At 49.4% G+C, this 19,591-nt stretch carries 20 protein-coding genes and 1 tRNA gene; 17 read left to right on the top strand and 4 right to left on the bottom strand.

Annotated features, from left to right (window positions below; translation table 11 throughout):
- Positions 1–88: 88 nt before the first annotated feature.
- The 9 genes from lepA (at position 89) to lpdA (ending at position 8,613) form a co-directional block, all read left to right on the top strand.
- A complete protein-coding gene (gene lepA / locus R2083_RS05585; RefSeq protein ID WP_317532075.1) occupies positions 89–1,885 on the top strand; it encodes a translation elongation factor 4 in 1,797 nt (598 codons plus the stop codon).
- Positions 1,886–1,976: 91 nt separating this feature from the next.
- Positions 1,977–2,783, top strand: a complete 807-nt coding sequence (lepB, locus tag R2083_RS05590; RefSeq protein ID WP_317531000.1) for a signal peptidase I — start codon at positions 1,977–1,979, stop codon at positions 2,781–2,783.
- A 31-nt stretch (positions 2,784–2,814) separates the two neighbouring features.
- Positions 2,815–3,186, top strand: a complete 372-nt coding sequence (locus R2083_RS05595) for a DUF4845 domain-containing protein (protein ID WP_317530999.1) — start codon at positions 2,815–2,817, stop codon at positions 3,184–3,186.
- 20 nt (positions 3,187–3,206) lie between these two features.
- Complete coding sequence (gene rnc, locus R2083_RS05600) at positions 3,207–3,914, top strand: ribonuclease III (protein WP_317530998.1); 708 nt, start codon at positions 3,207–3,209, stop codon at positions 3,912–3,914.
- 50 nt (positions 3,915–3,964) lie between these two features.
- On the top strand, positions 3,965–4,858 hold the full coding sequence (era, locus tag R2083_RS05605) for a GTPase Era (RefSeq protein WP_317537814.1): 894 nt from the start codon (positions 3,965–3,967) through the stop codon (positions 4,856–4,858).
- 47 nt (positions 4,859–4,905) lie between these two features.
- A complete protein-coding gene (pdxJ, locus tag R2083_RS05610; protein ID WP_317538977.1) occupies positions 4,906–5,631 on the top strand; it encodes a pyridoxine 5'-phosphate synthase in 726 nt (241 codons plus the stop codon).
- Complete coding sequence (gene acpS, locus R2083_RS05615) at positions 5,628–6,005, top strand: holo-ACP synthase (protein WP_317537815.1); 378 nt, start codon at positions 5,628–5,630, stop codon at positions 6,003–6,005. The genes pdxJ and acpS overlap by 4 nt, the downstream gene beginning before the upstream one ends.
- A 2-nt stretch (positions 6,006–6,007) precedes the next feature.
- The gene (gene nagZ, locus R2083_RS05620) at positions 6,008–7,057 is read left to right on the top strand and encodes a beta-N-acetylhexosaminidase (protein WP_317537816.1); all 1,050 of its coding nucleotides are present in this window, start codon (positions 6,008–6,010) and stop codon (positions 7,055–7,057) included.
- Positions 7,058–7,152: 95 nt separating this feature from the next.
- Entirely contained in the window at positions 7,153–8,613 is a 1,461-nt protein-coding gene (gene lpdA, locus R2083_RS05625; RefSeq protein WP_317537817.1) for a dihydrolipoyl dehydrogenase, read from the top strand.
- Between the two features lie 72 nt (positions 8,614–8,685).
- Here lpdA and R2083_RS05630 read toward each other — a convergent pair whose 3' ends face one another.
- Positions 8,686–9,117, bottom strand: coding sequence for a hypothetical protein (locus tag R2083_RS05630; RefSeq protein WP_317530992.1), 432 nt, complete (start codon positions 9,115–9,117; stop codon positions 8,686–8,688).
- A gap of 234 nt (positions 9,118–9,351) precedes the next feature.
- Between R2083_RS05630 and R2083_RS05635 the strand changes: the two genes are divergently transcribed.
- From R2083_RS05635 to grxD, 6 genes are all read left to right on the top strand, one after another.
- Positions 9,352–9,428: transfer RNA gene (locus R2083_RS05635), tRNA-Val, on the top strand.
- A 350-nt stretch (positions 9,429–9,778) separates the two neighbouring features.
- Positions 9,779–10,228: a CreA family protein gene (locus tag R2083_RS05640; protein ID WP_411172540.1), complete on the top strand. Its 450-nt coding sequence runs from the start codon at positions 9,779–9,781 to the stop codon at positions 10,226–10,228.
- Positions 10,229–10,357: 129 nt separating this feature from the next.
- Positions 10,358–11,611: a glutamyl-tRNA reductase gene (gene hemA, locus R2083_RS05645; RefSeq protein WP_317530990.1), complete on the top strand. Its 1,254-nt coding sequence runs from the start codon at positions 10,358–10,360 to the stop codon at positions 11,609–11,611.
- The gene (gene prfA / locus R2083_RS05650) at positions 11,608–12,687 is read left to right on the top strand and encodes a peptide chain release factor 1 (RefSeq protein WP_317530989.1); all 1,080 of its coding nucleotides are present in this window, start codon (positions 11,608–11,610) and stop codon (positions 12,685–12,687) included. Before hemA ends, prfA begins: the two co-directional genes overlap by 4 nt.
- A gap of 35 nt (positions 12,688–12,722) precedes the next feature.
- Positions 12,723–13,559 (top strand): peptide chain release factor N(5)-glutamine methyltransferase, encoded by an 837-nt coding sequence (prmC, locus tag R2083_RS05655; protein ID WP_317537818.1) that lies wholly within the window; start codon positions 12,723–12,725, stop codon positions 13,557–13,559.
- 92 nt (positions 13,560–13,651) lie between these two features.
- Positions 13,652–13,960 (top strand): Grx4 family monothiol glutaredoxin, encoded by a 309-nt coding sequence (gene grxD, locus R2083_RS05660; RefSeq protein ID WP_108698467.1) that lies wholly within the window; start codon positions 13,652–13,654, stop codon positions 13,958–13,960.
- Between the two features lie 75 nt (positions 13,961–14,035).
- On the opposite strand, the gene R2083_RS05665 is transcribed toward grxD, so the two are convergent.
- A complete protein-coding gene (locus tag R2083_RS05665) occupies positions 14,036–14,455 on the bottom strand; it encodes a YqaA family protein (RefSeq protein ID WP_317537819.1) in 420 nt (139 codons plus the stop codon).
- Between the two features lie 140 nt (positions 14,456–14,595).
- Here R2083_RS05665 and R2083_RS05670 point away from each other — a divergent pair, with 140 nt between their 5' ends.
- The gene (locus R2083_RS05670) at positions 14,596–15,645 is read left to right on the top strand and encodes a Fic family protein (protein WP_317537820.1); all 1,050 of its coding nucleotides are present in this window, start codon (positions 14,596–14,598) and stop codon (positions 15,643–15,645) included.
- Between the two features lie 49 nt (positions 15,646–15,694).
- On the opposite strand, the gene R2083_RS05675 is transcribed toward R2083_RS05670, so the two are convergent.
- Together R2083_RS05675 and R2083_RS05680 are read right to left on the bottom strand one after the other, a co-directional pair.
- Positions 15,695–16,285 (bottom strand): hypothetical protein, encoded by a 591-nt coding sequence (locus tag R2083_RS05675; protein ID WP_317537821.1) that lies wholly within the window; start codon positions 16,283–16,285, stop codon positions 15,695–15,697.
- The gene (locus tag R2083_RS05680; protein ID WP_317537822.1) at positions 16,261–17,160 is read right to left on the bottom strand and encodes a LysR family transcriptional regulator; all 900 of its coding nucleotides are present in this window, start codon (positions 17,158–17,160) and stop codon (positions 16,261–16,263) included. The genes R2083_RS05675 and R2083_RS05680 overlap by 25 nt, the downstream gene beginning before the upstream one ends.
- 104 nt (positions 17,161–17,264) lie before the next feature.
- Between R2083_RS05680 and metE the strand changes: the two genes are divergently transcribed.
- On the top strand, positions 17,265–19,562 hold the full coding sequence (metE, locus tag R2083_RS05685) for a 5-methyltetrahydropteroyltriglutamate--homocysteine S-methyltransferase (RefSeq protein WP_317537823.1): 2,298 nt from the start codon (positions 17,265–17,267) through the stop codon (positions 19,560–19,562).
- The last annotated feature ends 29 nt before the right edge of the window (positions 19,563–19,591 follow it).

The raw sequence follows: 19,591 nt of genomic DNA on the forward strand, positions 1-19,591 counted from the left end.
GCCTCTTTTAACTGCCAATACAATATTTTAATTTCCAGTCCAGCGGCGTTAATCTTATAGTACTGGAAATATTTTTATATCTCATATCCTGATGCAGCATATTCGTAATTTCTCCATCATTGCCCATATTGATCACGGCAAATCGACACTGGCAGACCGTATTATTCACTTATGCGGCGGCTTGTCTGATCGTGAAATGGAAGAACAAGTCCTGGATTCCATGGATTTGGAACGCGAAAGAGGCATTACCATCAAGGCTCAGACGGCGGCATTGCGTTATAAGGCTAGAAATGGTGAAACTTACTTGCTGAATTTGATCGATACGCCCGGGCACGTTGATTTTTCCTATGAAGTTTCGCGCTCGTTAGCGGCCTGCGAAGGCGCACTCCTGGTGGTTGATGCCTCGCAGGGCGTTGAAGCGCAAACGGTTGCCAATTGCTATACCGCAATTGAGCAGGGGGTCGAAGTCATTCCGGTGCTCAACAAAATTGATTTGCCGGCTGCGGACCCGGAACGGGTTATCGACAATATCGAGGAAGTTATCGGAATCGATGCGCACGACGCCGTCAGAATCAGTGCGAAAACGGGGCAAGGTGTCGCGGATGTTCTAGAAGCATTGATCGCAAAAATTCCCGCACCAAAAGGTGACCCTAAAGCACCGCTGAAAGCATTGATTATCGATTCCTGGTTCGATAATTATGTCGGTGTCGTGATATTGGTCAGAGTTATGGACGGCACGCTGAAACCCGGCGATAAAATTTTGTTGATGGCGAGCAAAGCGGTTCAGTTATGCGAGCAGGTTGGAGTGTTCGTGCCAAAATCCTTAAATCGCGATTCGCTTAGCGCCGGAGAAGTGGGGTTTATCATTTCCGGCATTAAAGAGCTGGATACGGCCAAAGTGGGCGATACGGTAACATTGGCCACCAATCCGGCGGAAAAACCGCTGCAAGGCTTTAAAGAAATTAAGCCGCAGGTATTTGCCGGATTATACCCGGTGGAATCCAATCAGTACGATGCTCTGCGTTCAGCTCTGGAGAAACTGAAGCTGAACGACTCATCGTTGCACTTTGAACCGGAAGTATCGCAAGCATTGGGTTTTGGTTTCCGTTGCGGTTTTCTTGGGCTGCTGCATATGGACATTGTGCAGGAAAGGCTGGAAAGAGAATACGATATGGATTTGATTACGACTGCACCGACAGTGGTATATCAAGTACTGTTGCGCGATGGCACCATGATCGAAATTGAGAATCCGTCCAAGATTCCTGATCTCTCTAAAATCGAAGAGATACGCGAACCGATTATTACATCCACCATCATCGTGCCGGAAGAATATGTGGGTGCGGTGATTACCTTGTGCGTAAGCAAACGCGGCAACCAGACGAATATGCAGTATATGGGTAAGCAAGTAATGCTGACCTATGAGATGCCATTGAATGAAGTCGTAATGGATTTTTTCGACCGCTTGAAATCGACCAGCCGCGGTTATGCTTCATTGGACTATGAATTCAAGGAATTCCGCGCTTCCGATTTGGTGAAACTGGATGTGTTGATTAATGGCGATAAAGTCGATGCGTTGTCGCTGATCATTCACCGCAGCAACAGTCACTACCGCGGACGTGAATTGGTGCAAAAAATGCGTGAATTGATTCCGCGTCAGATGTTCGATATTGCCGTGCAGGCGGCCATCGGTGCGCATATCATCTCGCGCGAGACAGTCAAAGCGTTACGCAAGAATGTGTTGGCAAAATGTTACGGTGGCGATATATCCCGTAAACGAAAGTTGCTGGAGAAGCAAAAAGCAGGTAAAAAGAGAATGAAACGGGTGGGTAATGTGGAAATTCCGCAAGAAGCATTTCTGGCAATTTTGCAGGTTGATAATAAATAATGAAGCGTAAAAATACAGTTCTATTGTCCGGTTTTGAATTAAAGCCGGATTGCTTTAATACGATATTTCATGTGTCATCGAAGGAATCGCAATGAATTTTCCTTTGATTTTGTTCGTACTGCTGGTGATTACCGGTTGTATTTATTTACTGGATTTTCTGTTTTGGAAAAATAAACGCGCCGAAGGAGAAAGTGAACCTTGGTGGATCGAATATCCCAAGAGCTTTTTTCCAATCATTCTGATCGTTTTCAGCTTGCGCTCTTTTGTGATCGAGCCATTCAAAATTCCTTCCGGGTCGATGATACCGACGCTGCTGGTTGGCGATTTCATTTTGGTCAACAAATATACCTATGGAATCCGGCTGCCGGTTATCAACAAGAAAGTTATCGATATGAATGAGCCCAAGCGTGGCGATGTGCTGGTATTCCGCTATCCTGAGGATCCTTCGATTGATTATATCAAGCGTGTAGTCGGACTGCCCGGCGACGTGATCACTTATCATAATAAGCAGCTGATTATTAATGGTGAAGTGATCAAAATGGACTATGACGGCGATTACAAATATGTCGAGTCTGGGCACGGCTATATTTATTCCGATCGTTATTCGGAATATCTCAGCAAGGAAGAAAGTCATTCTATTCTGATTAATCAGGATGTTAAAGGACTGCAATACTCGAATGTCAGGGATTTTCCGTTTCGCGATAACTGCAAGTACCACCGCACGGGATTTACCTGTGAAGTGCCACCGGGAAATTATTTTGCCCTCGGGGATAATCGCGACAGTAGCAGCGATAGCCGTTACTGGGGGTTTGTTCCGGAGGAAAATATTGTCGGCAAAGCCTTCATGATTTGGTGGAACTTTGGAAGCTTTGATCGTATCGGGCTATCCATTAAATAATCGATAAGCTTTTTTAAATGTGGAAGAAAGCATGAGATATCATACGCTGCGGCAAAAACAAAGGGGGATTAGCTTATCCGGTTTGCTCGTCTGGGCGGTGATTTTAATTCTGGTTTCAATTTCCGGTTTGAAAGTTGCACCTGCTTATATTGAATTCTCATCGATCAAAAGAAATTTGGCTGCCATTGTGAAAGATATCGATACGCAGACCACAAGCCCGAGTCAAATAAAAATACTGTTTGATAAGCGCGCTCAAATCGATAATATTAAATCTATCAATGGGCAGGATATTAAAATCAATAAGGAAAATGGCCGCATTGTACTCAGTGCGAGCTACGTAGTCCAAATACCCCTGGTTTCCAATATTTCCCTGCAAATTGACTTTCAAGCATCCAGCGAGTGATAGCGGAAATATCGTATCCAATGTCGCTACCGAGTAATCATCCATTGTTGTTCGATCAGTTTTGTAAACGCCTGGGGTATACATTTACACAACCCCAGTTGTTACAGGAAGCATTGACGCATCGAAGTCATAGCGCAGCGCATAATGAACGGCTTGAATTTCTTGGCGATGCGGTACTGAATTGTGCGATCGCCGGATTGATTTATACACACTTCCCGGATCTTCCCGAGGGCCATTTATCGCGCTTGCGCGCCAATTTTGTCAATCAGAAAGCGCTGTCCGGCATGGCGCTGAACTTGCAGATCGATCAATTGATAAGATTGGGTGAGGGTGAGCTCAGGAGTGGCGGCTGCCACCGCCCATCGATTCTGGCTGATGCCCTGGAAGCCGTGTTGGGCGCCATCTATGTGGACAGTAATTACGCACAGGCGGAAGAAGTTATTAGAACGCTCTATTTGCCCTTGATGCAGGATATCGATTTTAAAACGCAAGGCAAGGATCCGAAAACTTTATTGCAGGAATTTTTACAAAGCCAGAAACTGGCGCTGCCGGAGTATGTGGTGGTTACCACCAGCGGTAAAGCGCATAAGCAGAAATTTCAAGTGGAGTGCGTGATACCGGCATTCGATATCCGTACTTCGGGAGAAGGCACCAGCCGGCGTGGCGCGGAGCAGGCAGCGGCAAAGCTGGCTTATGACGAAATTTGCTTGCATCATGCGTATCCTTAATGTGACAGTTATTCCAGATAACACGATATGACAACCCAAGATTTCTTAGTATGATTGTTGCAGCCCATTTCCGCACTGGCTACATCGCCATTATCGGCCGTCCCAATGTGGGTAAATCGACATTACTAAATAAGCTGTTGCAACAAAAAATCAGCATTACTTCCCGAAAAGCCCAAACGACTCGTTTCCGCATCAACGGTATTTTGACGGACCAGCAAACGCAGTACGTTTTCGTGGATACACCTGGTTTCCAGACGCAATTTATCAACCGTTTAAACACGGCCATGAACCGGGTGGTTACGCAAAGCGTGCAGGATGTGGACGTTATTTTGTTTGTCATCGAAGCGCTGCGGTTTGATCAGCGCGATCTTGCGACGCTTAAAATTCTGCCTGAGCAGGTTCCGGTTATTTTGGTGATCAATAAAATTGATAAGTTGGCTGACAAGAATCGGTTGCTCCCGTTTTTAAAGGAAGTGGGTAATACTTTTAAATTCGCCGACGTCATACCGGTCAGCGCCATGCATAAAATCCAATTACCGGAGCTTCTGACTACTATCCGTCAGTATTTACCCGAGAATCCGCCTTTATATGGTGAAGATGAAGTGACGGATCGCAGTGAGCGCTTTATTGTGGGAGAATTTATCCGGGAAAAACTATTCCGCTTGGTCGGCGACGAAATTCCCTATTCGACCAGTGTCGTGGTCGATCAATTTAAGCAGGAAGATGGGGTGCACAAGATTTATGCCACCATTTTGGTTGAGAAACCGAACCAGAAAGCGATTATCATTGGTAAGAAAGGTGAAAAGTTGAAGCAGATAGCGACTCAGGCACGTAAAGACATGGAATTGCTGCTGGGTGAAAAAGTCTATTTGGAGGTGTGGGTGAAAGTGAAAAGCGGATGGGCTGATAACGAAAGTGTATTAAGAAATCTTGGTTACGAATAATGTGTTAGAAGTTTTTTCTAACGGGCTTTTCTTGGGAAATTGCAATGATGATTGAACTCGGCGTCAATATTGATCATGTGGCGACATTACGGCAGGCGCGCGGCACAAACTATCCGGATCCGATCGAAGCGGCATTGATCGCGGAATCCGCCGGAGCAGATGCGATTACACTGCATTTACGCGAAGATCGCCGTCACATACAGGATCGCGATGTCGAGATTTTACGTGACCGGTTAACTACCCGGATGAATCTGGAAAGCGCGGTGACCGACGAGATGATCGGTATCGCATTGCGCATTAAGCCGCACGACATTTGCCTGGTCCCGGAGCGGCGCGAAGAGTTGACGACCGAAGGCGGACTCGATGTGGTCAAGCATTTTGAGCAAGTTCAGCGCGCATGCCAGAAACTGGCGCAAGTGGGGATTCGGGTTTCGTTGTTCATCAATGCCGATCCGCTGCAAATTGATGCGGCTGCGCGCGCGGGTGCGCCGGTTATCGAAATTCATACCGGCGGTTTTGCCGATGCGCATACGCCACAAGTGCAAGCAGAACAATTTGCCGCTATCCGGAAAGCGGTTGCGCTGGGTATCGATCTGGGTCTGAAAGTCAATGCCGGACACGGTTTGCATTATGACAATGTGCAAACCATCGCTGCTATTCCCGCTATTTCCGAATTGAATATCGGTCACGCGATTGTCGCGCGGGCGATTTTTGTTGGTTTTAAGCAGGCGGTGCAGGAAATGAAGCAGTTGATGCTTGAGGCGCGTGGATGATCTACGGTATTGGCACCGATATTGTCGAGTCGGCGCGCATCGCGCAATCGCTGGACCGCTATGGCGAGCGCTTTGCGCGGCGCATCTTAACCGACAGCGAATGGCAGGAATACCATTCGAGCAGCAAGCCGGTTTTGTATCTGGCCGGCCGTTTTGCCGCCAAGGAAGCATTATCTAAAGCGATAGGTACGGGATTGCGCCATCCGGTGAATTTCACGTATATCACGATTACTCATGACGATCTGGGTAAGCCTTTTTTTCAGTTTCATCCCGAGCTAGATCAACTCATTAACGATAAAGGCATTACGCAGCACCATCTTTCCATCAGCGATGAGATCAATATGGTGTGCGCCTTTGTCGTGCTGGAAAGATAATCGTGCCGCTGGGTCCCGTGATGCTCGATATCGCCGGTACGCAGCTGACCGAGGACGATAAGCGCAGGCTGCTGCACCCGCTCACCGGCGGTGTGATTCTGTTCACACGCAATTATGACAATCACCGTCAATTGACAGAATTGACGCAGCAAATTCATGCGTTACGCAGCCCGCACCTATTGATTGCCGTCGATCATGAAGGCGGCCGCGTGCAACGTTTCCGGGAAGATTTTACGCGCATACCCGCGATGCGTGAGCTGGGAAAAATCTGGGATAAGCAGCCCGCGCGCGCGCGTCATCTCGCCAGACAGACCGGTTATGTGCTGGCGGCGGAGTTAAACGCATGCGATGTCGATTTCAGCTTTACGCCGGTGTTGGATATCGATCACGGACAAAGCGGCGTGATCGGCGATCGCGCTTTTCACCAGGATCCGCGTGCCGTTGCCGATCTGGCGCATCAATTGATGCTCGGATTGAAAAAAGGCGGCATGCTCGCGGTCGGCAAGCATTTTCCGGGTCACGGCTATATCAAGGCCGATTCCCATCTGCAAAAATCTATCGATCAGCGCAGTTACATCGATATCGAAATGAACGATCTGATTCCTTTCCAGCAGATGATTGATTTTGGCTTGGCCGGAATAATGCCGGCGCATGTCATTTACCCGGCAGTGGATGCGAGACCGGCCGGTTTTTCCACCATCTGGTTACAGAAAATTTTGCGCGAGCAGCTGCAATTTGAAGGTTGTATTTTCAGTGACGACTTGACGATGCGCGGCGCCGGAGAATTTCTCGAATCGATGTTGTCACGCGCACAAGCGGCACTGGCTGCGGGTTGCGACATGATACTGGTGTGCAATAATTCCACCGGTGCGGATGAGATTTTAAATGGCTTGCAGTGGGAAATGACGGCTACCAGCCTCTCCCGTTTGGCGCGTATGCATGCCAGAAATCATTCCGGCTCACTGACAAAACTGCGCGAAAATGGCGATTACGTGCAGGCAGTACGTGAAATCAGCGGCATTGGCTGTGAAAGCGGGGAGCTGCCGCTGTAGTGAACTAAGCCTGCCAGTCAAAACAAATCATCAACAGTCATTTTGTTTTACTTTAAAATTACTCCCTCATTACGATCTTCCCATAAGGTTTAATCATGTCAGAAACATTTGATGTAGCAGTAATCGGTGCGGGTCCCGGCGGTTATGTGGCGGCAATCCGCTGTGCGCAACTGGGTTTGAATACCGTGTGTATCGACGAATGGAAAAATCCCAAAGGCAAAGCCAGTCTTGGCGGCACCTGTTTAAACGTCGGTTGTATTCCATCCAAGGCGTTATTGGAATCCTCGGAAAATTATTTCCAGATTCAACACAAGGTGTCCGCGCACGGTATCACGGCGGAGAATGTATCCGTCGATGTTCCGGTCATGATTGCGCGTAAAGACAAGATTGTGACTATGTTTACCACCGGCATTGCGTCGTTGTTCAAGAAGAACAAAGTGAAATCGATGCATGGCCGGGGAACCCTGTTGAAACGGGAAGCATCCGCCAATACCTGGCAGATCAAAGTAGACGATAACGGCACTGCCGAGACAATTCAGGCCAAACATGTCATCGTCGCAACCGGATCGGTTCCGCGCCCATTGCCTTTTGCCGAAGTGGATAATGTCATGATTCTGGATAATGCCGGTGCCTTGGCATTGACGGAAGTACCCAAGCGGCTGGGTGTCATCGGTGCGGGGGTGATCGGTCTCGAAATGGGCAGCGTGTGGCGCAGGCTGGGTGCGGAAGTCACGATTCTCGAAGCAATGCCGGGTTTCTTGATGGCAGCGGATGAGCAAATCGCCAAGGAAGCGAAAAGTATTTTTGCCAAAGAAACGGGTTTGCAAATCAATACCGGCGTCAATATCAAATCGGTCAAAGTAACCGATGATACTGTCACGGTCGGTTATAGCGACTCAAATAATCAGGAGCAGGTTCTGGAAATCGACAAGTTGATCGTGGCCATCGGCCGCATTCCGAACACTGCGGGACTGGGTGTTCAGGAAAACGGTTTACAGGTGGACGAGCGCGGATTTGTTGTGGTCGATCAATACTGCCGTACCAATCTAGCTAATGTGTATGCCGTGGGTGACGTGGTGCGCGGGCCGATGCTGGCGCACAAAGCTTCGGAAGAAGGAGTGGCCGTTGCCGAAATGATTCAGCATGTGGAAAAAGGACAAACCGACGAGCTTGAAACCGTGGATTTCAATACGGTGCCGTGGGTCATTTATACAGCGCCGGAAATTGCCTGGGTGGGTAAAAACGAACAGGAATTGAGAGCGGCCGGTATCGCTTATAAATCAGGCCAGTTTCCGTTTATTGCCAACGGACGCGCGCGAGCCATGGGTGAAACAAGCGGCTTTATCAAAGTGCTGGCGGACGAGAAAACCGATCGCGTATTGGGTGTTCATATGATCGGCCCGCACGTGTCGGAACTCATTTCGGAAGCAGTAATGGCGATGAAATTTTCCGCCAGCAGTGAAGATATCGCCTGCATAGTTCATGCGCATCCGTCGTTATCTGAAGTATTTCATGAAGCTGCACTTGGCGTGGATAAGCGTGCGTTGCATATTTAGAATTACGGTCTGTAATTCTCGTATTACGGCACTCTTATCCAGGATTGTTGCGATCAGTAGCGGAATCAACTATTAGAAGCAGTGGGTCTTGTCCGGGTCAACCGTGCAAGACCAGCGTAAATGATGCATGCCAGCTGTTTTATTCACGAGATAGTCGGCGCGGAGTTGTTTATTTTGTTCCACGGTTAGCGCGGCAGTTTCAGGCACAAAGCGTTCTTCACTCCAGAATCTGATTCTACAGAACTGATCGGAAGGGCTGCAAAGCCGGTTGATGACGGCGCTGTAGATGGTCTTGTCGGTGTAGACCGCGTGATCGATGAGTACTAGATTAACAAATTTTCCCGAAGTACCCAGTTCGACTTTCCGGACCAGACGCCATCCGTTTCCTCCATCCAATTCCGATGCCGACTCGTCATGACTGTGGTCCTCGCCCTCATGAGCAAAAACGCTGAAAGGTAAAGCAAGTATCAAAAACAAAAAAACGCTTGGTAACAGTTTATGCATAAATTCTCCTTGGCGAATGCCAGTCCATTATTTACTAATAAAATCTTAATCTCGTTTTAACGCATTGCTTCCAGATCAATTTTTCTTCTCTGGATCGTTCTTGCAGCGGGGCAGTATACTTGAAAATCAGGTTTTGAACATTATTGATGTTTGGTTTCGCTGATAAACAAGTCATGCGATTAAAACAATTACATTTGTGGCGTTTAAAGGTTTCAGTTAGAATCCGCTTTTCCCAGGCGCGTAGCTCAGCTGGTTAGAGCACCACCTTGACATGGTGGGGGTCGTTGGTTCGAGTCCAATCGCGCCTACCAGAAAAATCTGGTAATTTCCTTCCACTATCTCTTCATTTGTGTTTGGACATGATTGTCAATTTAACCAACACAATAAATACATCGCAATACCGGGTTCTTTCCGGTGTGATGTGAAATCTCACCAGTTTTATCCAATGATCGCAATAATCGAATGCAGGAATGAAACTAACTTGTAACCTGAGACTCAATGGCTAATAATTAATGCGAATGGCAGCAGAGGCAAATTTTATGGAATGTGTATTAAGAATGCATGTTTATAAACTAAAAACGGATGACACTAAGGTTGCGGGGAGAAGATAATGCGGTTTCAGATCAATAGTAAAAAGAAAATTGCGGTACATTTTATCGGGATGCTGAGCTTGTTGTCATTTGCCGCCGGTATTGCTGTGGCGGAACAAATCGGCAGTGTTTCAACCAAGTTCAAATTATTGGGTGCGAATGACAAAATCGTTATTGAAGCATTTGATGACCCCGAGATTCCCGGCGCGACCTGTTATTTAAGCCGCGCAAAAACCGGAGGAGTCGGCGGCGCGGTCGGTGTTGCCGAAGATACATCGGATGCTTCGATCGCGTGCCGTCAGATTGGGCCGATTACATTGCCGGAAAAAATAAAGAACGGGCATGAAGATGGCAAAGAAGTTTTCAAAAAAAATACATCGCTGTTGTTCAAAACGTTACAGGTGGTGCGGTTTTATGATGCAAAGCGGAATGTGCTGGTTTATTTGACTTATAGCGACCGGATTATTGAAGGATCGCCCAAAAACAGCATTTCGATCATTCCGATCACACCGTGGCACTGAAGGGGTGATTTTACGGTCAGCAGTGACGTGTAAAATAAATTATTTTGATTGATGGTATTTAAGAGCTCGTAATATTATAATCGCGAGTTATTTCTTACCCGTTGCTTTCATTGGCTAACATTATTTCTCATGCAGTTATTCGCCTTCGGTATTAATCACAATACTGCGCCGTTAGATGTGCGTGAGCAGGTCACTTTTCCTGAAAATACGATGGAATTGGCGCTGAGGGATCTGGTCGGGCGTAATCCGATTAAAGAAGCCGCTATTGTTTCCACTTGTAATCGCACGGAAGTCTATTGCTGCACCGATAAACCCGAAGATGCCATGGCGTGGCTGGCGGATTTTCATCATTTGCCGACGCGTGAACTGGATCCCTATTTATACAAATTCCCTCGCGAACACGCCGTAAAACACGCTTTCCGGGTTGCCAGCGGTTTAGATTCGATGGTGTTGGGCGAACCGCAAATACTCGGACAGCTGAAGAGCGCAGTGAAATCGGCTGAACATGCCGGGACCCTGGGTCTATTGCTGCATAAACTGTTTCAACGTACCTTCTATGTTGCCAAGGAAGTGCGTACCTCGACTGAGATCGGCACCAGCTCGGTATCGATGGCCGCCGCCGCCGCGCGCTTGGCCGAACGTATTTTCGGCGATATCAGTGAACAGCGTGTATTGTTTATCGGCGCCGGAGAAATGATCGAGCTGTGCGCTAATCACTTCGCCGCGCGTAATCCCAAGAAAATAACCGTGGCGAACCGTACCGTCGAGCGCGCCGAAGCGCTGGCCGAACGTTTCAATGCACAAGCGATAACGCTCAGCGAATTACCGGAACAGTTGGCGTTACACGATATTGTCGTGACGTGTACCGCAAGCCCGTTGCCGATACTGGGCAAAGGCATGGTCGAACGTGCGATCAAAATCCGCAAGCATCGCCCCATTTTTATCGTCGACCTGGCCGTGCCGCGCGACGTGGAATCGGAAGTGGCGGAACTGGATGATGTGTTTCTCTATTACGTCGATGATTTGGCAGAAATCGTGAAGGAAGGATTAGATTCGCGCCAGAACGCGGTGGCACAGGCCGAAACCATCATTGATTCCAACGTCGTTGATTTCATGCGCTGGCTGGCGACCCGGGAAATGGTGCCGACCATCCGCGCGTTGCGTGACCAAGGTGAGCGTTACCGCCGCCATGAGCTGGAACGGGCGCACAAGCTGCTGGAGAAAGGCGAAGATCCGAAAAAAGTCATCGAAGCGCTCAGTAATGGCTTAACCAACAAATTCCTGCATGTACCGTCCAGTATTCTGAATCATGCAGCGGCGGATGAACGTGAAGAATTAGTCGAGCTGATTAACCGGTTATACCAGCTGCATCGCCCGCAATGAACAAGAACATCACGGACAGGCTCACTCGCTTGAGTGTGCGATTGGAGGAATTAAATCATTTGCTCAGCAGCGAATCCGCCACCGCCGACCTGGACAGTTACCGCAAATTGACGCGTGAACATTCAGACATCGTCCCCATCGTAGAACTCTACCGCGCCTACCAGCAAAGCGAACGCGACATCCAAACCGCGCGGGAAATGCATGCCGACCTTGAAATGCGCGCTTTTGCCGAGGTGGAAATACAGACGGGAAAGGAAAAACTGACGAAACTGGAATCGGAAATACAAAAACAGCTGCTGCCGAAAGATCCCAACGACGAACGCAATATTTTCCTGGAAATCCGCGCCGGAACCGGCGGCGATGAATCCGCACTGTTTGCCGGAAACTTGTTTCGCATGTATTCGCGCTTTGCGGAAAGGCGCGGTTGGCAAGTTGAGATCATTTCGCAAAGCCTGTCGGACATTGGCGGCTATAAGGAAATTATCGCCAAGATCATCGGCCAAGGCGCTTATTCGCGCCTTAAATTTGAATCCGGCGGTCATCGCGTGCAACGGGTGCCCGTGACTGAAACGCAAGGGCGCGTGCATACTTCCACCTGTACCGTGGCGGTTATGCCCGAAGCGGATGAAGTCAGCGAAGTGGTGTTGAATCCTTCCGAGTTGCGCATCGATACATTCCGCGCTTCCGGCGCGGGCGGTCAGCATATCAATAAAACCGACTCAGCCGTGCGCGTTACGCACTTGCCAACCGGTATCGTGGTGGAATGCCAGGATGGACGCTCGCAACACAAAAACAAAGCGCAAGCCCTAAGCGTGCTGGCAGCGCGTATCCATGCCAAACAAATGCGCGAACAGCATGCGGAACAAGCCGCCACACGGAAATCATTGGTAGGCAGCGGCGAACGCTCGGAACGGATCCGCACATACAATTTCCCCCAGGGACGCATAACCGATCATCGCATCAATTTGACGCTCTATAAAATGGATCAGATTATGGATGGCGATATCGATGAACTGTGTTCGGCGTTAATGGCGGAGCACCAGGCAGAACTCTTAGCCGCTTCCGTGCAAGAATAATCAGCCGCGCGGTTGATTTTCCTGATTGCATCACTATGCAACCCATCACCATTTCCCAAGCGTTAGCAACAGCTGGCCGCGATATCGACCGGATCGACGCGCGTTTGTTGTTGCAGCATGTGCTCGATGCCGATCATGCATTCTTGCTGACTTATCCGGATCAGATACTGACTGCGCAGCAATGGGATGAATTCTCAAACTTGATTCAACGGCGGATGGAAGGCGTGCCGGTCGCGTATTTGACCGGGGAGCGGGATTTTTACGATTTGACACTCAAAGTCAACGCAGCGGTTCTGATTCCGCGCCCGGAAACGGAATTATTGGTCGAACTGGCATTGCAGTTAATCCCGCTTGATCAATCCTGCCGGATCCTCGATTTGGGTACGGGCAGCGGTGCAATCGCGCTGACCATTGCCAAACACCGTCCGCGCGCTCAAGTCACCGCAGTTGATTTGTCTCCGGCTGCGATTGCCGTTTGCCAATCGAACGCGCAGAATCTGCACATTCAAAATCTGCAACTCGTCACCGGCAGCTGGTTTGATGAACTTTCCGGGGAAAGATTTGATCTCATCGTATCCAATCCGCCTTATGTGGCGGACAACGACCCGCATTTGCAACAAGGCGATCTGCGTTTTGAACCGGCAATGGCGCTATCCGCCGGTGATCACGGGTTGTCGTGCATTAGCCATATCATCGATAAAGCACCGGATCATCTTATGAATAACGGATGGTTGTTGCTGGAACATGGCTACGATCAAGCGTCTGCGTGCCGGCAATTGTTGCAGGAGAAGGATTTTAGTAATATTTGTTCCCACCCGGACTTGGCTGGCATAATGCGGGTAAGCGGCGGTCAATTGAATTTTTTGATGTAAGCTATAAGCAGGGCGCTCGTGTAGTAATTTAGAATGCGGTTTTTTGTTTCTGTATAAAACTTTTGGAATGATCTTTTGGAGAAATTAACACTATGAATGTTGAAGATTTAATTGAACAACAAGTGACCACACACCCGGTTGTACTCTATATGAAAGGCACCCCGGACCAGCCGCAATGTGGTTTCTCAGCGAATGCTGTGAATATTCTGAAGGCTTGTGGTGTTGATAATATTTACGCTGTCGATGTACTGGCAGATCCGGAAATCAGGCAGGGTATCAAGGATTATTCAAACTGGCCTACCATTCCACAGTTGTACGTGAACGGCGAGTTTATCGGCGGCTCGGATATCGTCACCGAAATGTACCAAAGCGGTGAACTACAGAAACTGTTTGAAAATTGATAGTGGTTTAATCGATTCATTACGATTCAGTTTATTCGCACCGATGAATAAATTGAATCGTAATCGTAAATCCACTCAATTCACCGCAACCGCAATCACCCAATAGCGGGCGAACTTTCCCACAGCAATAAATAGCAAAGCCCACAAACAATTAGCGCGCAACCACCCTGCGGCCACACACAACAAATCGCCAATCAACGGCGCCCACGATAGCAGCAGAATGGGCGTGCCATGCCGACGTACCCATTCCAACCCCCGTGCACTGCCTCCCGCTTTCTTCAGCACGGCTTTTTCATCCGGCAATAACCGTCCAATCAAATATGAACTCATCCCGCCCAACGTATTGCCAATCGTCGCCAAAATCAGCGCCTGCCAGTGCAAATCGGGATACGCCAGCAAAACCCCCACGAGTACAGCCTCCGATCCACCGGGAAGTAGGGTGGCAGCTAAAAAACTGCTGGTGAATAGCGCAATTAGGCTTGATTGTTCGTCCATGTGAATTGATTTAGTTTAAAGATGAAAAATTTAACTTTGCGCAACGCATAATTTTATCTTAGCTTGCCGGTGAGGAGGTAATTGCTTCAGTGCCGGGTTTTCGGGTAGACAATCCGGCGTAATCCGGTATATATTCCGGTATGATGAAGACCGATTCACTTCAGATCACGCCGGAGCTGCTTGCTCTGGTTGCCGAGATTGACGAATTCAAAGGCGCCTGGCGTGCGCTTGGTACTCTTGCGCCGGAGCGCCTGAAAGCGTTACGACACATTGCCACCATCGAGAGTATCGGCTCTTCCACTCGTATTGAGGGCAGCAAGCTGACCGACCGCGAGGTGGAGCGCCTGCTGGCCAACCTCGAAATAAAACGCTTCACCAGCCGCGACGAGCAGGAAGTTGCCGGTTATGCCGAGGTGATGGAAACCATTTTCCAATCTTGGGCTGACATTCCCTTCACAGAAAATCACATCAAGCAGCTTCATCGCGACCTGTTGCGCTACAGCGACAAGGACGAACGGCATCGCGGTGAATACAAGACGTTGCGCAATGATGTGGGAGCCTTTGACGCAGACGGGAAAATGATTGGCATCGTGTTCGAGACGGCTTCACCATTCGATACGCCGCGCCGGATGCAGGAACTGATGGAGTGGTTAAAAGATACCCGTGAGCTGGCGCGCCTTCATCCGCTACTGATAACCGGCATCTTCATCGTCACCTTTCTGGAAATTCATCCTTTTCAGGACGGCAACGGCCGTCTAAGCCGTATCCTCACCACGCTGCTGCTGTTACAGACCGGCTATGCCTATGTGCCGTATTCGTCACTGGAAAGTGTGATTGAGAACAGCAAAGAAGGCTACTATCTGGCTTTACGCCAGACTCAAGGCACCATCCGTACCGAGGCTCCGGATTGGCAGCCTTGGCTGTTGTTTTTTCTGCGTGCTTTGCAGCAGCAAAAACGCCGCCTGGCCGTAAAAGTGGAGCGCGAGAAGAACGCACTCGCCATTCTGCCGGAGCTGGCGGTCAAAATTCTCGACTACGTGCGCGACCATGGCCGCGTTACCACCCGCGACATGGTGCGCGAAACCGGTACAAGTCCGAACACACTCAAAGCAACTTTCACATCACTGGTTGAAAAAGGTCTTTTGGTGCGCCATGGTGGTGGGCGATCAACCTGGTATAGTCTGCCATAAGAGCCAACCATCCATTTTTTGGAAGGAAAAGAACGGCTGAGTGAGATGTTTAAAAATCAATGTTTCTGAAATTACCTTTAGTGAAACTACCATTTAAAAAAAAGTATGGTTGAAATGTTGAAACTAATGAAGCGCTTGGGTCTATACTGTTATAGATCAATTTGACTTCAATAGGTATTCCTTGAATCGCTCTAAATGAGAAGTCGCCGGAGAATATCTGGTCGAACGCGGTAGCAGATGATGCGATATATTCTTTACTAAGATTATCGAAAAGTTTACTAAGTCTTGGAAAAACATCAATACTTGCATCGTTATTAAGACTTACGACCTTCATCAAACAAGTCAGTTGATTATGTCCCGAGCGTGCGCAGCCGTGAAAATCGGCTTTGACTCCGCCACCGGACATTGTTTCCAGCGCCGTGGGTGAAAAGGAGGTATCTTTCGGTGTCGCATCCAGTATTGATAAAGTGCCGGTTCCTAAATTGAGTTGCAAGGTCACGCTCTCATAATTCGTTGTGCCATCGACTGAAACATCCGGTATTACCAAGATACCGTTGCTGCTGGTGAAATTAGAGGTGGCTAATGAAATTTTCCGCGATACATTGGGCATGGCACTCAGGTGAATGATTTCCCAGTGCATTGCTGCCCCAATGTGATGAAAAAGTGGATATACGGTATGGCCTGATCCGCTTCCCGCAGCGCCAAATACAATTTCTGAAACAGACCTTGCTCGCCGATTTGGATCTTTTTGAGATTCAAATCCTTGTTTTTGATGTCGGCGAGCCATTCCGGCAGCACGCACACGCCGCGATTGAGCGCAGTCATTTGCAGCATGATTTCGAGCGATTCGATTTGTTTCAATTTGTTGGGTTCGAGGTGCGCGGGGGTGAGGAAGTGGGTGAGAATGTCGAGCCGTTCCAACGGTACCGGGAAGGTCAGCAGCGTTTCCTTGCTTAAAAGCTCCGGTGTGATTAGTGGCAAATCCGCCAGTGGATGATCTGGTGCTGCCAACAGTACCAGTTGATATTCCGCTAGGGTTTCATACGCGATATTGTCTTTTTTAACCAGGTCGGGGGTGATCAGCACGTCGATGTGATGATTCAGCAAGCCTTCCAAGCCCGAGAATTGAAATTTCTGCACGATGTCGACGTCGATGCCGGGCATTTGCCGCATGTATTGGCCGATCATGCCGGTGAGCCATTCGAAGCAGGGGTAGCATTCCACGCCGATGCGCAGAATGCCTTGCCGGCCTTCGCCGTAGGCTTCGAGGGTTTTTTCGGTTTGTGCAAGCACCGGCAGCACTTGATTGGCGGCTTCCAATAGCAACTTGCCCGCCTGGGTCAAACGCAAGCTGCGGCCTTCGCGTTCCCATAGCGCGACGCCCAATTTCTTTTCCAGATAACTGATTTGATGCGAAAGCGCCGGCTGGCTGAGGCAGAGCGCATTGGCGGCTTCAGTTAGGGTGCCGTTGGTGTGCAGGGCTTGAATAATTTTCAGGTGGCTGTGTTCGATCATCTATGAGGAAACCTTATTGGAGCATTAAAACTTATCATTATTATTCATTACTCATTGTTCATACAATAGCGCCACGATTATTAATCATAAGTGGTGATTGAACGATGGTAACGACACACAACCTTGGATTCCCGCGCATCGGCAGAAACCGGGAATTGAAATTTGCTTTGGAAAAATACTGGCAAGGCGCCATTTCCGAAGCTGCTTTATTGGATAGTGCGCAGGATCTGCAAACGCAGCATTGGCAGAACCAATCCCAACTCGATTGGATTCCGGCGGGCGATTTTTCATTGTACGATCATGTGCTGGATACGAGTTTCCTGCTGGGGAATATTCCCGCGCGCGTCAGTGCATTGCCGGGCGGTACACTCGATCATTATTTTCGCGTGGCGAGAGGCCGTTCGGTCAGCGATCATGCGGATTGCGCTTGTGTTCATGCGGGGGAAATGACGAAATGGTTCGATACCAACTACCATTACATTGTGCCTGAATTTGCGCGGGATACGCGCTTTTCATTGGATGCCAGCCGCTTGCTGGAACAAATCCGGCAAGCGCAGCAAATTCATCCGCGCGTCAAACCCGTTATTCTCGGCCCAGTGACGTATTTGTGGCTGGGAAAATCCAAGGATGGCAGCGATAAGCTCGATCTGCTCGATGATCTACTCGATGTGTATGCGCATTTGCTGCAGGAACTTAAAAACGCCGGTGTTGAATGGGTGCAGATTGACGAGCCGGTGTTGGTCATGGAGCTCGATCAGGCATGGAAGCATGCGTTGCGCAAAACGTACTATCAGTTGCAGGCTGCGCCGGTCAAGTTGTTATTAACCACTTACTTCGGGCAGTTGCAAGACAATCTGCAATTGGCATGCGAATTGCCGGTCGCCGGATTGCATCTGGATGCGGTCGCGGCGCACGATGAAATCGCCAAGGTGATCGATTGGTTGCCCATGCACAAAATTCTCTCCTTAGGCGTGATTAATGGCCGCAATATCTGGAAAACCGATTTGATCGCAGCGCTGGATTGGCTGGAACCTGTGCATGCGCGGCTGAATGAACGGCTCTGGCTTGCGCCTTCTTGCTCGTTGCTGCATGTGCCGGTCGATCTGGAGAGCGAGCAAAAACTTGACCCGGATATCCGCTTCTGGCTGGCTTTTGCCGTGCAGAAATTGCACGAGGTGGATGTTCTGGCGCAAGCGTTGAATCATGGCCGGGCAAGCGTGGCTGAAATGCTGCGGGAAAATAGCGCCGCCGTCACCAGCCGAAAAGTATCCAAGCGCGTGCATCAAGCTGCGGTAAAAGCGCGTGTGCTTGAGATCACGGATGCGATGGGCAGCCGTCAATCGCCGTATCAGCAGCGGGCAATTGTGCAGCGGAAGAAATTTCAGCTGCCGCTTTTTCCGACTACCACCATTGGGTCGTTTCCACAGACGCAGCAAATCAGGCAGACGCGCCGTGATTTTCGTGAAGGCAAACTAGCCGAGCCGAAGTACCGTCAGGCCATGCGAAGCGAAATCGAACTGTGCGTGCGCGAGCAGGAAGCGTTGGGATTGGATGTGTTGGTGCATGGTGAGCCGGAACGTAACGACATGGTGGAGTATTTCGGCGAGCAACTGGAAGGCTACGCTTTCACGCAGTTCGGCTGGGTGCAATCGTACGGGTCGCGGTGTGTCAAACCGCCGGTGATTTATGGCGATGTTTCGCATGTCAAGGCGATGACTACGGAATGGATTCAATACGCCCAATCGCTCACCAGCAAGCCGCTGAAAGGCATGTTGACGGGGCCGGTGACGATGCTGAATTGGTCGTTCGTGCGTGATGATCAGCCGCGTGCGGAGACTTGCTTGCAATTGGCGCTGGCGATACGCGACGAAGTATTGGCTTTGGAAAAAGCGGGTATTCGCATGATACAAATTGACGAAGCCGCGCTGAGAGAGGGTCTACCGCTGAGAAAATCGCAGTGGAACAATTACCTCGACTGGGCCATTCGCGCCTTTCGTATCACCGCCAATGGCGTCAGGGATGAAACGCAAATTCATACACACATGTGCTATTCCGAATTCAATGACATCATGGAGGCGATTGCGCGTATGGACGCCGATGTCATTACGATCGAGACTTCCCGCTCAGCTATGGAATTGCTCGACGCCTTTGACCGGTTTCAGTATCCGAACGAGATCGGTCCGGGGGTGTATGATATTCATTCGCCCAACATCCCGTCGGTCGATTCGATCGTCGATTTGATGAAAAAGGCCGCGCAACGCATTCCTGTCGAGCGCTTGTGGGTGAATCCGGATTGCGGATTAAAAACACGCAATTGGGAAGAAGTAAAACCGGCATTGCGCAATATGATTGCCGCCAGCCGCTATTTGGCCAATCGATTGAGCATCGCGCAGGCCAGCTAAATTTGACTTGCCGGTGTTATTTAGCGATG

This window comes from Nitrosomonas sp. Is35 (assembly GCF_033063295.1).
Lineage (GTDB): Bacteria > Pseudomonadota > Gammaproteobacteria > Burkholderiales > Nitrosomonadaceae > Nitrosomonas.